Here is a 15,178-nt window from a genome sequence, read left to right as displayed (position 1 = left end):
ATAATGACAAACAACAGAGACACAAGCGCCCTTATGTACTCTTTTCTTAGCACTGATAACCTTTCCTTGACCCATACGGAAGCGGATGACCTAACAACGCCTCACTGGCGGCTATTAACTCACAGCAAAGTGACTACTGCGGAATTACAAGGCTTGCTAGAGCAGGGGCTATCCGGTAGCTGGATGTTATCTGAGTTAACGCCATGTGGAGATTGCTGTGGTTGGCGTCTTGTGGCGGTTGACCAGCACTGTCAATTGGATCGCACCGTGTTTACGCAAAGCACGCTAGCGGTGGAATTGCTGGCTTGGAATGGGTCGTTTCCGAGCTTGAGTAAGCCGGGTTTGTTATTAATGGATATGGACTCCACCGCCATCACGATTGAGTGCATTGATGAATTGGCGGCCTTGGCTGGAGTCGGAGCGTCGGTGGCAGAGGTCACCGCCAGCGCCATGCGCGGTGAGCTTGATTTTGAGCAAAGCTTGCGAGCACGGGTGGCCAAATTGGCTAATAGCGATGCCGGTTTTATCGCTCAATTGTGCCAGCAATTACCACTGATGCCTGGTATTGAGGCTATGGTCGCGCGTTTGCAGCTACATGGCTGGAAATTAGCGGTTGTGTCTGGAGGTTTTATGCCGTTCGTTGAGCAGTTAATGCAGCAGGTTGGCTTAGATGACGCCATGGCTAATCAGTTAGATATCGCCGATGGAAAAATTATAGGCACCGTGTCAGGCACCATAGTAGACAGTGAATACAAGGCACAGCGGTTAGCATTTTTAGCCAATGAATGGGGCATCCCCGCTTCTCAAACCGTGGCGATTGGCGACGGAGCCAACGACATTAACATGATTAACTACGCGGCATTAGGAATTGCTTACCATGCTAAGCCGGCGTTAAAGAACGCCGCTAATGCGTGTGTCGATAAACTTGGCTTAGACAGCTTAGCCTTGATATTGGAACCGTAAAGGACAACATAAGAACATGGCAAAAAAACAAACGGCTTTTGTTTGTACCGAATGTGGAGCAGATTTTCCGCGCTGGCAAGGACAGTGCAACGCTTGTGGAGAGTGGAATACGGTTTCAGAGGTAAGGCTTGGTAGCGTTTCCACTCCGGGCAGAGGCGCGCAATTTGGTGGCTATGCCGGCAGCGGCGACAACGAAGTTAAAACCTTAGATCAAATTGATTTGGCGGAGTTACCGCGAATCGCTTCTGGCTTTAGTGAGCTGGACCGAGTGCTTGGCGGAGGTATAGTGCCAGGCTCCGCCATCTTGATAGGGGGAAGTCCAGGGGCCGGCAAATCCACTTTGTTGCTGCAAACCTTATGCACACTGGCGGAAACCATGGGCGCTTTGTATGTGACCGGTGAGGAGTCCTTGCAGCAAGTTGCTATGCGCGCGCACCGACTGAACCTGCCCACCTCTAAACTGAAAATGCTTTCAGAAACCAGTGTTGAGCGTATTATCGATATTGCCACTAAAGAGCGGCCCAAATTAATGGTGATTGACTCGATACAAGTAATGCACATGGCGGATATACAATCCGCTCCGGGAAGCGTTCCCCAAGTTCGAGAATCTGCCGCCTTTTTAACTCGATTTGCGAAGCAAAATAATATCGCCGTAATCTTAGTCGGCCATGTTACCAAAGACGGCTCGTTGGCAGGCCCTAAAGTCTTGGAACATTGCATTGATTGTTCAATCCTACTTGATGGAGACGCAGACAATCGTTTTAGAACCTTACGCAGTCATAAAAACCGCTTTGGCGCTGTCAATGAGCTGGGGGTATTTGCGATGACGGAAACCGGTCTTAAGGAAGTGGCTAACCCGTCGGCAATCTTTTTATCACGAGCAACTGAACAAGCCGCTGGTACTGTGGTTATGGTGCTGTGGGAAGGTACTCGACCATTATTGGTGGAACTGCAAGCCTTGGTGGATCACTCGCCTTTGGCAAACCCTCGACGGGTTGCGGTGGGGTTGGATTCAAACCGCATGAATTTACTACTGGCGGTATTGCATCGTCATGGCGGTCTAATGATGTCGGATCAAGATGTGTTTGCTAATGTGGTTGGCGGTGTCAGAGTTGCTGAAACCGGCGCTGACTTAGCCTTGCTGCTGGCAATGGTTTCGAGTTTTCGTGATCAGGTGCTGCAAAGTGATTTAGTGGCATTTGGGGAAGTGGGACTGTCTGGGGAAATCCGTCCGGTAAGCAATGGTCAAGAACGCTTGATAGAAGCCGCTAAACACGGTTTTAAGCGGGCCATTGTTCCTAAAGCCAATGTTCCTAAAAAAGCGATTTCAGGAATGGAGATCATTCCTGTGACCAACTTAAATCAGGCCTTAGAAGCGCTGTAATTCGACAACAAAAAGCCCGCGAAAATGCGGGCTTAATTACGAGGGCAATGAGTGGGTTATACCGCCTCAGCCGGTTCGTGATGCAATTCCAAGATTTCGTCTTGGCTTGCCGATTTAACCCAATCGGGTTGCTGCTTTAGACGGTGTCCAATGAACTGTCCGCCTTGAAAAATTTCAATGGTTTCACAGTATACTTCACCGTCTAAGGTTCCAGTTTGATCGATGATTAACTGTTGGCAGTGAACAGATCCTTCTACTTTTCCTGATATTTTTAACGCTTTACATTGAATCTGACCGGTTAGCTCACCGGACTTCTCCACTTCAATATCAGCTTGAGAATGTACTTGACCGCTTACTTGACCGCCAACGAGGGTGTTGCCATCGAAATGAAGCTGTCCTTGCAGTTCACAACCTGGCGCTAAATACGTCAGTTGACCCGGTTTCTTTTTACTAAACATGTTGTTCTCTTGTTCGTTCTAATTGTAATCAGCGCAACGATGATAACCCGACTCTATTGAGAATTGCCATCACTAGAGTTTGGAAGTTTCGTTTGGATCGCAATTGCGTCACTTGGGCAAACACTGATGCAGGCACCACAGCTGGTGCAACTATTAACATCGATGGATGGGGTCGCAATACGTCCAATAACGGGTTTAATTGTTATTGCTCGAGGGTCACAGGCGTCTTTGCAACTTTGACAAACCACCTGACTGTAAGTCAGGCAAGATTCGCTGATTTGTGCGTAATAAGGCCAAGGGCTTTGTTCAAAATCGGTAAACATATCTACCGTGCAAACCTCGACACAAGCTTTACAAAAGGTGCACTCGTTATTGCTAAAAGACACCTCAACAAAGCCACCGCGACCTTTTTTTATGAGGTCATTAGGGCAGGCATCGATGCAGTCACCACAACGGGTGCAGGCATCGATGAAGGCTTGCTCCGATTGCAACCAAGGCAGCCGAACCGGTAACGCTTGGTCTCGGCTTAGCAGCCTTCGTCGAGACAAGTCGGGCAAGGGGCTCATGCTAGTCCTGGTATCCCTGTGGATTTTGTGACTGCCAGCGCCAACTGTCGGCGGTCATGTCCTCGAGTGTTTTTTGTGCGCGCCAGCCCAATTCCTGCTCTGCCAAACTTACTTGAGCATAACAAGCGGCGATGTCTCCGGGGCGCCGCGCTACCACTTGATAAGGTACCGGCCGTTGCGATGCGTTTTCAAAGGCTGCAACCATTTCCAGAACGGAGTAGCCTTGCCCCGTACCTAGATTATAGGTTACCAAACCTGGGTTTTGATTCAGCTTGGCTAAGGCTTTCAGATGGCCAATGGCTAAATCGACAACGTGGATGTAATCTCGAACGCCAGTACCGTCAGGCGTATCGTAGTCGTTACCAAATACGCTTAATTGCGACAGTTTGCCTACGGCCACTTGCGAGATAAACGGCATTAAGTTGTTTGGAATATCATTGGGATCTTCGCCAATTTGACCGGAATGATGGGCGCCTACTGGGTTGAAATAGCGTAGCAAGGCAATGTTCCAACGAGACTCTGATTTCGCTAAATCTTTTAGCATCAGTTCAACCATGAGTTTAGACTGACCGTAAGGATTGGTCGCGCCGGTGGGCGATTGCTCGGTTAACGGCAGTTCTTGCGGATCACCGTAAACCGTTGCCGAGGAGCTGAATACAAGATTAAAGCAACCCGCTGCGGCCATGGCTTGGCACAGAACCAGTGTGCCTGAAACGTTATTTTGGTAATAACGTAACGGCTGCGATACCGATTCACCTACGGCTTTTAATCCAGCGAAGTGGATGACCGACTCAATGCTATGCTCGGCAAAAATTTTATCTAACAAGCCTCTGTCGTTAACGTCGCCTTGGTAAAAGTTGACGTTTTTGCCCGTTATGGCAGCCACTCGCTTAAGCGCTTCTGGGCTAGAGTTGCATAGGTTGTCGATGACCACTACGGGTTGGTCACTATTTAACAGTTCTACCAGAGTGTGGGAGCCTATATAGCCTGCTCCGCCGGTTACCAATATGGCCACAATATCTTCCTTTTTACTTTGCTAGCTGATTGATTAAGTCTTGGGTGCGTTCGCCTGTTTCACTGTGGCGTAGCGCGTATTCTATATTGGCGCGGACATAACCAAATTTACTGCCACAATCGTGGCTGCCGCCTTTCATATAATAAGCGTCGACTTCCTGCTGTTCGATGAGCATGTCGATGGCATCCGTCAATTGGATTTCATCGCCTGCACCAACTGGGGTTCGTTCGAGTAAGCTCCAAATGGCGTTTGACAGAACGTAGCGTCCTACCACTGCCAGGTTTGACGGTGCTTCTTCTAACGCTGGTTTTTCAACCATACGATTGATCTTGGCAAATTCTCCGGCATTAATACTGGCATCACCAATATCGGCAATGCCATAGAGGTGCACTTTGTCCTGTGGCACTCCTTCAACCATGATTTGCGACGCTTGTGTTTGGTCAAACTTAGCAACCATTTCGGCTAGGTTGTCTTTGCGCAAATCACTTTGATGTTCATCGATCAGTACGTCGGGCAGCATCACCGCAAAGGGGTTGTCGCCCACCACAGATTTGGCACACAAAATTGCGTGGCCTAGACCTTTAGCATGAGATTGACGAACCGATATTATGGTCACGTCTTTAGGGCAAATGGCCTGAACCGCTTCTAGCAATTGTCGCTTAACTCGACGTTCTAATTGAGCCTCAAGCTCAAAACTGGTGTCGAAATGGTTCTCAATGGAGTTTTTAGATGCATGGGTCACCAGCACAATTTCTTTAATACCCGCTGAGATAGCTTCTTGAACCACATACTGAATTAAAGGCTTATCAACAACCGGCAGCATTTCTTTGGGAATGGCTTTGGTGGCAGGTAACATGCGAGTGCCTAATCCGGCGACGGGGATGACGGCTTTGCGAATGGCTTGATTTGGCATCGTTGTTCTTTCTCGTTTGAGGTTTGCTGAGACAATTTTTCAAAGTTCAATTGTATCGAAAACAATGCCAATAGTTTAGTGAAACTTGCTTATAAAGCAGCAACGCAGCGATTACGCGTTGCTGCTGAACCTGGGTACCGCCTCATAGTTCAATTAAATGTTTGTTTTTCTCCAGAATAGACATTCCTATACCTTTGACTAACACCAACTCTTGAGGGTGCTTAAAATTACCGTGTTGTTGTCGATAAGCAACGATGGCTTGCGCTTTAGATAAGCCAATACCGGACAAACGGTTTGCCAAGGTGTTGGCATCGGCTTGATTAATGTTGACCTTAGCCTCTGTTTCAGACTGAGACTGGGATTGAGAGGGCGACACCGGCGATGGCTGGCTGGGGTTAGCAAGCGCTGATAAGCTCAATGTAAGCAAAGCTGTGGCTATTAAGAGTGATTGTATAAACATAATGCATTTCCTTTTGCAGTGAGTTAGCGCAATCAAATTTAGTACCACTGCTGTCGGTTGGCTATCGCTCCTTTGGGTGATTCTTTAGTGTACCTATGCGCGGGTTGACCATTCTTGCAGCAGAAGCGCAAGATTGTTTGCATTTCCCTTGATAATGCCTGAGCCATCGCTCATAATGCCCCCGTCTCAATCGAGACGGCTTACGATGGTGGCCCTATGGTCCTCTCGCAATGCTAGTTCGTGAACTTGGTCAGGCCCGGAAGGGAGCAGCCACAGCGAATGATGCGTGTGCCGGGATGCGGCTGTAGGGTTGCCACCAATTTCCTCAGTGACAACCTACTTAGAATTGATTAATCCGCGTAAATTGTATCTTGAGTGCGGTTATAGATGCGTTGTTGCGATTCATCAATTCGCACCCGAGTTTGGCCATTATTATAAGCGGTCACCATGACTTTACTGTTAAGCGGTAGGGCTTGTGTATCGGCTTGTGGGATTTCAACCAAGCGACCGTCTTGCAGTTCTACTGTGTATAACACCACTTCAACATCATCATTTCCTATCTCACTCAAAATGGCGGCAGCTAAGCCAATCGTTGCTACTGCGGCACCGGCATCACTGCGAGAGTCACTGCGACTGGCGGCCGCAATCAAAGCGCCCCCAGCGGCTACGCCTAGCGCGGTTTGGGTTGTTTCGCGCATTTCGCTAGGAGACATCACAGTTTTCTGTGAATCGATGATGACACCGCGATGCTTATCAACCGCATAAGCGCCGTGTTCGATTTGGTTAGGATCGTATTGTTGAGCATTGTTTGCGGCACAACCGTTCATGGTTAACACAATAGCAAAGCAAGCAATCAGTTTTTTCATAATAAGTCCTCGGTTTCGTTATCTTGCTGAGCACTTTAGAGGTTGGTTTGGTTGTTAACAATAAGCGGTAAAGACACGGTTAAGAGTGGTTCAAAAGTGAAAAGCGTGTTGGTGGATTGTTTCTAACGATGGATCTGGACTCATCTGGTCTTAACTGTGACGGGTAACTGGTACTAACAATCTGATTCAGGCAGCTTAGGATATTGTTAACAAGGTACGTTGCACCATGTTTTAGCGCTGTGCTAGCGGCCACAACTCAAGGAGCAAAAATGGATTCGGTTATTGATTCAAGATTAGTTAAATCAGGAAGTTACATCAATGGTGCTTGGCACAATAGTGAGCATGCGTTGGACGTGATCAATCCAGCCACTAACGAGGTTATTGCACAGGTTGCTAATGCTGGCGTAACGCAAACAAAGCAAGCCGTTAGTGCCGCGAAGCAAGCGTTTAATCGTTGGAAAGAGGTACCCGCGGCCCAACGAGCTCAGCTATTAAGGCGTTGGTTTGAGTTGATGATGGAACATCAACAGGATCTTGGACGACTGTTAACCCTTGAGCAAGGCAAGCCATTGGCTGAGGCGTGCGGTGAGATTGCTTATGGAGCGAGCTTCATGGAGTGGTTCAGTGAAGAAGCAAAGCGCGTTTATGGTAATACCATTCCAGCACCGAGTGGCGACAAACGCATTGTGGTTTTAAAGCAACCCGTAGGCGTGGTGGCGGCCATTACTCCGTGGAACTTTCCTAACGCCATGATTGCGCGCAAAGCGGCAGCGGCATTAGCCGCGGGATGTACTTTTGTGGTTCGGCCCGCACCGGCAACGCCCTTGTCGGCTTTAGCTATGGCTGAATTGGCACAACAAGCGGGCATACCTGCGGGCGTTTTTAATGTTGTGGTGGGGGACGATGCGCGTGGGATGGGAAAAGTACTGAGTCAGCATCCGGATGTGGCTAAATTTAGCTTTACTGGCTCCACTGAAGTGGGGCGCGTACTAACCGAACAGTGTGCTAAAGGCATTAAAAAAGTGTCGATGGAGCTTGGCGGCAATGCGCCTTTTATTGTGTTTGACGATGCCGATATCGATGCTGCGGTTCGCGGAGCCATGGTTTCTAAGTTTCGTAATGCCGGGCAAACCTGCGTGTGCACCAATCGCATTTTGCTGCAAAAAGGCATTGCCGGTAAGTTCATGCACAAATTTTTAGAAGTGGTGAGTAAACTCACCGTAGGTAACGGTTTGGATAAGGGTGTCGATATTGGTCCATTGATTAACCTAGAGGCGCATTCGCAAGTAACGTCACTCATTGATCAATCGCTGCAGCAAGGCGCAAAAATAGCCTATGGCGGCGAACATTGCCATTTGGGTGGCAGTTATATGAATCCGACCGTATTGACCGATGTGACCAATGACATGGCCATCGCCCGCAATGAAATATTTGGTCCTGTGTGCCCCATCATTACCTTTGATGACGAAGCTCAAGCTCTGCAGATTGCCAACGACACTGAATACGGTTTAGCAGCTTACTTTTACAGTCGTGATATTGGACGAATTTGGCGAGTGTCGGAAGGGCTGGAGTTTGGGATGGTGGGGGTAAATGAAGGCCTCATCTCTAACGCAGCAGCGCCGTTCGGTGGCGTGAAACAGTCTGGTAATGGTCGCGAGGGTTCCCAGTATGGGCTCGATGATTACGTAGAGATAAAATATTTGTGTTTGGGTGGAATTAATTAGTAGGTAAAAGTTATGGAAAATCAACAACTTCAACAACAAAAACTCGCGAGCTTTGCTCGTGGTCAAGGCAATTTGTATCCCGCTTACATTGACCGGGCACACAATGCCGAAGTATGGGATGTTGAAGGTAATCGCTACTTGGATTTAGGCACAGGAATCGCGGTGTGTAACACAGGTCACAGCCATCCGAAAGTGGTGGCAGCCGCCGTCGAACAAATGCAGCGCTTTAGTCATTCCTGTGTCATGGTTAACCCATACCCACAAGCGGTTCACTTAGCTGAGAAGTTGACCCAAATCGCACCGGGAAATAGCGATAAAAAAGCTGTATTCGTCACGACAGGCGCTGAAGCGGTAGAAAACTGCGTTAAGATAGCGCGGGCGTTTACCGGCCGTCGGGGTGTCATTGCTTTTAATGGCGGCTTTCATGGCCGTACCAATCTCACGATGGCGTTAACGGGCAAAGTGATTCCCTACAAACACCTGTTTGGTCCATTTGCGAGCGATATCTATCACGCCCCATACCCGTGTGAACTGCACAAGGTTTCTATTCAGGATTCGCTAAAAGCATTAACTAATTTGTTTAAGGTTGATATTGCCCCCTGCGACGTAGCGGCCATTATCGTTGAACCAGTGCAAGGTGAGGGCGGCTTTTACGGTGCTCCAGCACAGTTCTTACGAGCGTTAAGAGCGCTTTGCGATGAGCATGGCATTGTACTCATAGCTGACGAAATTCAAACCGGCTTTGGGCGTACGGGCAAAATGTTTGCGTTTGAGCATGCTGAAGTTGAAGCGGATCTAATGACTATGGCTAAAGGCATTGCTGGGGGATTTCCCATTGCAGCGGTGGTGGGAAAGGCAAACATCATGGACGCACCACTCCCCGGCGGACTTGGCGGGACTTATGGTGGTTCACCGGTAGGCTGTGCAGCGGCGTTGGCGGTGTTAGAGGTTATTGAAGAAGAGCGCCTTATTGACCGAGCGAATGAGGTGGGCACGCAGTTTCAAACGTCGCTCAGCATGCTACAAAACGAGTTCCCAGCGCTAATAGCCGAAGTTCGCCAGTATGGCGCTATGATAGCCATTGAGCTTTGCCATGATGGCGATCCGAGTAAAGCCAATGTTGAGCTGACCCAGCTGCTGATCAGCAAAGCGCAAGAGGCGGGATTGATTATACTGGCCTGTGGCTTTTATGGAAATGTCATACGATTCTTACCACCATTAACCATGACTCCGGATCATGTTGATGAAGCCTTGGAAAAATTTACGGAATTATTTCGTCACTGTGTTCGAGGTTGATTAATTTTTAACCTTGCTTTTTAAGCAAAAAAACTGTTACAACAAAGACATAACAAGAATGAGCGGCCTTAAGTCAGTGGTTGTAGACTGACGTATGCGCTGCCAACAAGGAAGTTGAGTATGTATCGCCAATTGATTCATATTGACCCAAATAGCAGTGACAGTTTACAGCAGCAAATTCGACAAAAGCTGGTGGAAGGCATTTTGATTGGCGCCATAGAGCCTAATCAAAAGCTGCCATCATCCAGACGGTTAGCACAGGAATTACAAGTCTCCCGCAATACCATTGTGTTGGTTTATCAAACACTCAAAGATGAAGGTTATTTGGTCACTCGTGAGCGGTCCGGTATTTTCGTAAATGATCAGCTCAAGCAAGGCTCGCTGTTAAGCGTTGCCAAAGAAAGCGAACTTATAACTAAAACCACCAAGCGTTTGTCAAAATCTAAATTCAGCGGAGCCGTGGCGCTCACAGGAAACGGTTCCGCGGCGTCCAACTGGCAAGAGTTTCCCTATCCATTTATCGATGGTAAATACGATACCGAGCTATACCCGACTAAGGAGTGGCGAGAAGCGTTACTAAAAGCCAGTACCAGTTCCGAAATCTATCAATGGTCAAGTACGCAAGGGTTGGAAGATGATCCGTTATTACTGGATGAAATCCGTAATAAAATCCTTCCAAGACGAGGTATTCAGGCCGGTCGCAATGAAATACTGATAACGTCAGGCAGTCAACAAGCATTGTTTTTATTGTGTGAATTACTGGTTAGCTCTCGTAGCCGGGTTGCAGTAGAAGAGCCTGGCTATCCGGAAATTCGTCAACTGATTCAACGTAAAGGCGCTGGTATGCGTCATCAGACAGTCGATGCACAGGGTATGGTGATTGATGATGATTTAGCCGATTGCGACCTGGTTTATTGCACCCCAAGCCATCAGACCCCAACGAGCGTCACTATGTCGATGGCTCGGCGTGATCAGCTTTTGTCACAGGCTCATCAACAGGATTTTTTGATCGTCGAAGATGATTTTGAGTTTGAAAGTAACTTCTTAGGTCAGCCCCATCCAGCCTTGAGAAGTTTAGACAGTCATAATCGTGTGGTTTATCTATCCTGCTTGTCCAAAGTACTGGTTGCAGGGGTGCAAATCGGCTTCATTGTGGCCGCTCCGCAAGTGATTGATGAACTGAAAAAGCTTAGAAAGCTCATCGCTCGTCACCCGCCTTTACTTAATCAGCGCGCCGTTGCCTATTTCTTAGCTTTGGGGCATTACGATGCCTACATGATGCAGCTGCATAAGACCTTCTTTGAGCGTTGGCTAACCTTAAGGGAGGCGCTAAATATTTATTTGCCGGACTCCATCGATACTGGCCCTATTGAAGGCGGGACCGCCTATTGGATTGTGGGGCCAGAACAATTAGATGGTGAGCACTTGCGCGAACAAGCCTCAGCGCAAGGCATATTAATCGAACCTGTAAAACGCTATTTTTCCTCACCAACATACCCTACGAACTGTTTTAGGATGGGCGTCACTTCGATACGAGAACAAAATATCCGAGAGGGCGTGCGCAAGCTGGCTAAACTCATTTTCGAGCTTACGTCAAAGTACGATGAGAAGTTGTCGAACGCTAAAGGTAAATTGCTCAGCCATCAAGAGTTGCAAAGCTTACTGCCCAATTCAACCCTAAAGTGCCAAATGGTTTATGGCGTTTCTTGCACCATAGAGTTGTTGGAAGATGGCACCATGCTTGGACGAACTTCCGGTAAAGGTAAAGAAGAAGATGTGGGTAAGTGGTGGATCGAAGATGGCCGTTATTATCGGCAGTGGCAACTTTGGGGATACGCTGAAGTGGGCAGTTTCTATGTCATTAAAGACGGCTCAGAAATCAAATGGTTTGATGAAAATTATAGATTAATTAGACAGTTAGAGTTCTATGGGGCTGGATTGGAAACAGCAAAAAGCGCTGATGAAGAAACATAAGCTTATTAACAGATAGCGTTACTTTCCATTACGAAACCGTGCTCAGAAACTGGACCTATACCTGACTGAGTTCTGGTACTACCAAGACGCAAGCCCTTGTCGTTAAAGTAAATTAAAACAACAAAGAGACATAACTTTCATGAGTCATTTTGCTATCGGTGGTCTTCAACTTGAGCTTGATACCAGTGACAACTTGGTAAAAATTAGCGACTCAATTGAGTTGACCATGCGACGTTTTCCATGGCTGAACATGTTGGTAGTCAGTGAGTTGGCGGTGGATGGTTCAAATACGGCACACGCGAAGTCGTTTCCAAGTGCTCACGAGCAACATTTTTGTCAATTGGCTAAGCGACTCGGGGTCTGGTTAATTCCAGGCACTCAATTTGAAAAGCAAGGGCAGAAAATATTCAACACCGCCACCGTTATAAACTCCGAAGGAGAGGTGGTCACTCGCTACCGTAAAGTGTTTCCTTTTTATCCCTACGAAAAAGACGTCAGTTCTGGATCGGAAATTATTGTATTCGATGTGCCTCAAGGGCGCATTGGGATTGCGATTTGTTACGACCTTTGGTTTGGGGAAATGGCCCGAAGCATGGTGCAACAAGGGGCTGAGGTCATTATTTATCCGACCATGACGCCGACAACCGACAGAAACCTAGAATTGCACATGGCCATTGCTACCGCCGCAACGAACCAATGTTACGTATTAAGCCTAAATGGTGCGGGTAAGCAAGGCAATGGCAATTCGATTGCGGTTGGCCCCGAGGGACAGGTTATCCACCAAGCCCAAGAGTGCGAGCAGGTTATACCGTTTGAAGTGGATTTTAAGGCGGTAAGACGCTCTCGTGAGCGCGGATTGATGGGGCTCGGGCAACCACTAAAAAGCTTTCGAGACAATGGCATTCAGTTTAATAGTGATAGTCAAGTGCAACGACAGACAGGCGCTTTATCGGAGCTGGGGCCACTAACCATACCAAAGAAATAACAACAAAACCGACCGTTTTCTGGTAGCAGTAGCCTGCGTCGTGCCAAGGGTCTAGTTATACAAATATAAATACAACTAGAGATTGGGAGTCGAACATGACACATCAAAGGACGATTATCGCCACTGCGGTTAGTAGTGCGCTACTTCTAGGCGCTAATACCAATATTGCATATGCAGCGGATGAGACGGCACAGGGCGATATTGAGCGCATAGAAGTTACCGCCAACCGTCGTGTCCAAAGCATTAACGAAGTTCCTTATAACATTTCCGCCGTGGCAGGTTCGGATCTTGAAGACAACAACATAGTCGACTCCACCGAAATGCTACGAAACGTCGCCGGTATTACGTTAGTTGATCGCGGTTACCGCAACTCGGGTGCGGTAAATGGCATTGTGATTCGCGGGGTCAACGTCGATAGCGGTAGTAATGGCGATATCGCCTTATCGGCGGTTCCAACCGTAGCGTCATACGTTAATGATACGCCGCTATTTGCAAACTTTATTCTTAAAGACATTGAGCAGGTAGAAATTCTTCGTGGCCCGCAAGGAACGCTTTATGGCTCTGGCTCATTGGCGGGAACGGTTAAGTACCGTATGAATCGTCCAGTGCTTGGTGAGTTCTCTGGCGACATCTCGTTAGGGGGAGGCGTTACCGAAGGCAGTGACGGCTATAACAAGAATGGCGATCTCCTGTTCAACATTCCGTTGGGCGACAAAGTGGCCTTTCGAGCCAACATTGGCAAGATTGATAACGACGGTGTTGTGGATTACGTTAATGTTTATAAATTGAATGACGCTGGCGCTCCGATAGCGGCTGGTGGCGATTTGGCCGCCGGCGAACCGGAATTTATGAGTGTAAAAGACGCCGATACCGTTGATATCACCTACGGTCGTGCCTCGTTGTTATTTCAAGCCACCGACGATTTGTCATTTTTGGCATCGTACCAGCATCAAAAAGATGAAATTGGCGGCCGTAGACAAGTTACCCGCGGCACTCATTGGGTTGATAAAGATGAAGATGGCAATCGCATCGAGACGCCTTATGGTGACTATGAAAATGGCGCAGTGGTACTTGAGCCGTCAGAGCGAGAAGTTAAACTGGCTGCACTAGAGATTGACTGGAACCTTGGTTTCGCAACCTTGACGTCAAGCAGTTCACAATATGAACACAGTGGCCAGTCCATTTCCGACAATACTGGCTTCTACGCTAAGAATGATTGGTTTACCGATTTATATTATGGCTCTCCAAGACCGCTTGCGGTGGCGGACCGCGGTTACGAAGAAAAAGCCTTTGTACAAGAGCTGCGCTTAGTTTCCAACGAAACTAAGTTCAACTTAGACTGGGTTGTGGGTCTGTACTATATGGACCAAGACACTAAGTCCAGTCAAGACAGCTACATGCCTGGCTACCAAGAGTGGGCGGGAGCAGCGTTCACTTGGTGGCCAACAATGGGAGGATTTGGAATGGTCTATACCGATCAAGATTTCCTCTATCGTCGCGTTCAAAACTTTAAAGACATGGCGGCCTTTGGTGAATTGACTTACCACTTTAGCGAATCCTTTAGAGTGACGGGTGGTATTCGAGGCTTTAAAAACGAATTTGTTAATGATACCGAAGTATCGTTTCCGATATGGCCATTCCTCGGCGCTGAGCCAAGCTTTAAAACCGATGAAAATGGTACTTTGTTTAAGTTTAACGCCAGCTTCGACATCACAGACGACATGATGGTGTATGGTACGGTGGCTGAAGGGTATCGTCGCGGTGGCGCTAATGCGGTGCCATTGACTGGTAGCTTGGCAGAGCGTCCAGAATGGCAACAATATAAGTCGGATTCGGCGATTAACTACGAATTAGGTCTCAAGGGGTTCCTTGGCGACAATAATCACAGCTATACCTTATCGGGTTTCTTAATTGATTGGAAAGATCCACAGTTGAACACCGCATCGGCTTGGGGTTTCTTTACGGTGGCTAATGGTGAATCCGCTCGAACTCAAGGGATTGAAGCAGAGTTACGCGGTTATCTAACCGATGAACTCAAATACAACTTGGGGTACGCCTATGTTGATGCATTCTTAACCGCTGATTTTTACGTGCCATCCGCCGTTTGGGCAACGGACACTTATCGTTTGCAAGCGAAAGACGGTGATAAGTTGCCAAGCACGCCAGAGCATACGCTAACCGCTGGTTTGGACTACGTTCACAGCTTTGAGAATGGTTGGGATTGGATAACCTCTGTAAACGGTTACTACCAGTCTGAATCTCTAAACTACTTGGGCGAGAGCGATAAACTGCAAGCGGAACTGGATGCATTTTCCATTGTGAACTTCAACACCCGCCTGAGCATCGATAATTGGGATGTTACTGTATACGTTAAGAATATCTTCAATGAAGACGGCGTAACGGGAACGCTACCGGAAGGCTATATGGGCACGGATCCCGCCGAGAACTTTTATGGTAATTCATCAAAAGATTATATCTCCCAGCCTCGTACCATAGGCGCTAACGTTCGTTATCGTTTTTAACAGAGGCGAGCAGAGCTTACCTTTAGGCTAAGCTCTGCTGTTTTTTTGTACG

At 47.9% G+C, this 15,178-nt stretch carries 13 protein-coding genes and 1 other RNA gene; 8 read left to right on the top strand and 6 right to left on the bottom strand.

Going from position 1 to position 15,178, the window contains the following annotated elements; translation table 11 throughout:
- Window positions 1-3: 3 nt before the first annotated feature.
- Window positions 4-963 (top strand): phosphoserine phosphatase SerB, encoded by a 960-nt coding sequence (gene serB, locus CLC91_RS08720; protein WP_095498539.1) that lies wholly within the window; start codon window positions 4-6, stop codon window positions 961-963.
- Between the two features lie 16 nt (window positions 964-979).
- Window positions 980-2,347, top strand: a complete 1,368-nt coding sequence (gene radA / locus CLC91_RS08715; RefSeq protein WP_095498538.1) for a DNA repair protein RadA — start codon at window positions 980-982, stop codon at window positions 2,345-2,347.
- A 56-nt stretch (window positions 2,348-2,403) separates the two neighbouring features.
- On the opposite strand, the gene CLC91_RS08710 is transcribed toward radA, so the two are convergent.
- The 5 genes from CLC91_RS08710 to CLC91_RS08690 form a co-directional block, all read right to left on the bottom strand.
- Window positions 2,404-2,805, bottom strand: coding sequence for a bactofilin family protein (locus tag CLC91_RS08710; RefSeq protein WP_095498537.1), 402 nt, complete (start codon window positions 2,803-2,805; stop codon window positions 2,404-2,406).
- A gap of 53 nt (window positions 2,806-2,858) precedes the next feature.
- Complete coding sequence (gene napF, locus CLC91_RS08705; protein WP_095498536.1) at window positions 2,859-3,371, bottom strand: ferredoxin-type protein NapF; 513 nt, start codon at window positions 3,369-3,371, stop codon at window positions 2,859-2,861.
- Between the two features lies 1 nt (window position 3,372).
- Entirely contained in the window at window positions 3,373-4,386 is a 1,014-nt protein-coding gene (gene galE / locus CLC91_RS08700) for a UDP-glucose 4-epimerase GalE (RefSeq protein ID WP_095498535.1), read from the bottom strand.
- A 13-nt stretch (window positions 4,387-4,399) separates the two neighbouring features.
- On the bottom strand, window positions 4,400-5,299 hold the full coding sequence (gene galU, locus CLC91_RS08695; RefSeq protein WP_095500272.1) for a UTP--glucose-1-phosphate uridylyltransferase GalU: 900 nt from the start codon (window positions 5,297-5,299) through the stop codon (window positions 4,400-4,402).
- Between the two features lie 142 nt (window positions 5,300-5,441).
- Entirely contained in the window at window positions 5,442-5,759 is a 318-nt protein-coding gene (locus CLC91_RS08690) for a ComEA family DNA-binding protein (RefSeq protein ID WP_198950914.1), read from the bottom strand.
- 214 nt (window positions 5,760-5,973) lie between these two features.
- Here CLC91_RS08690 and ffs point away from each other — a divergent pair.
- An RNA gene (ffs, locus tag CLC91_RS08685) (signal recognition particle sRNA small type) lies at window positions 5,974-6,070 on the top strand.
- A 39-nt stretch (window positions 6,071-6,109) separates the two neighbouring features.
- Here ffs and CLC91_RS08680 read toward each other — a convergent pair.
- Window positions 6,110-6,625 (bottom strand): META domain-containing protein, encoded by a 516-nt coding sequence (locus CLC91_RS08680; RefSeq protein WP_095500271.1) that lies wholly within the window; start codon window positions 6,623-6,625, stop codon window positions 6,110-6,112.
- A gap of 269 nt (window positions 6,626-6,894) precedes the next feature.
- Here CLC91_RS08680 and CLC91_RS08675 point away from each other — a divergent pair, with 269 nt between their 5' ends.
- The 5 genes from CLC91_RS08675 to CLC91_RS08655 all read left to right on the top strand — a co-directional run bounded on the left by CLC91_RS08675 (window position 6,895) and on the right by CLC91_RS08655 (window position 15,126).
- Window positions 6,895-8,349 (top strand): NAD-dependent succinate-semialdehyde dehydrogenase, encoded by a 1,455-nt coding sequence (locus tag CLC91_RS08675; RefSeq protein ID WP_095500270.1) that lies wholly within the window; start codon window positions 6,895-6,897, stop codon window positions 8,347-8,349.
- 12 nt (window positions 8,350-8,361) lie between these two features.
- Window positions 8,362-9,645 (top strand): 4-aminobutyrate--2-oxoglutarate transaminase, encoded by a 1,284-nt coding sequence (gene gabT / locus CLC91_RS08670; RefSeq protein ID WP_095500269.1) that lies wholly within the window; start codon window positions 8,362-8,364, stop codon window positions 9,643-9,645.
- 120 nt (window positions 9,646-9,765) lie between these two features.
- A complete protein-coding gene (pdxR, locus tag CLC91_RS08665; RefSeq protein WP_095498530.1) occupies window positions 9,766-11,619 on the top strand; it encodes a MocR-like pyridoxine biosynthesis transcription factor PdxR in 1,854 nt (617 codons plus the stop codon).
- Between the two features lie 139 nt (window positions 11,620-11,758).
- The gene (locus CLC91_RS08660; protein ID WP_095500268.1) at window positions 11,759-12,604 is read left to right on the top strand and encodes a carbon-nitrogen hydrolase family protein; all 846 of its coding nucleotides are present in this window, start codon (window positions 11,759-11,761) and stop codon (window positions 12,602-12,604) included.
- A gap of 95 nt (window positions 12,605-12,699) precedes the next feature.
- The gene (locus tag CLC91_RS08655; protein ID WP_095500267.1) at window positions 12,700-15,126 is read left to right on the top strand and encodes a TonB-dependent receptor; all 2,427 of its coding nucleotides are present in this window, start codon (window positions 12,700-12,702) and stop codon (window positions 15,124-15,126) included.
- Window positions 15,127-15,178 lie beyond the last annotated feature (52 nt).

Origin of the sequence: Paraferrimonas haliotis (assembly GCF_002282895.1) — a bacterium.
Classification (GTDB): domain Bacteria; phylum Pseudomonadota; class Gammaproteobacteria; order Enterobacterales; family Shewanellaceae; genus Paraferrimonas; species Paraferrimonas haliotis.
Note: the sequence above shows the minus strand (reverse complement) of the source record. Positions and strands in the feature narration are given on the sequence as shown.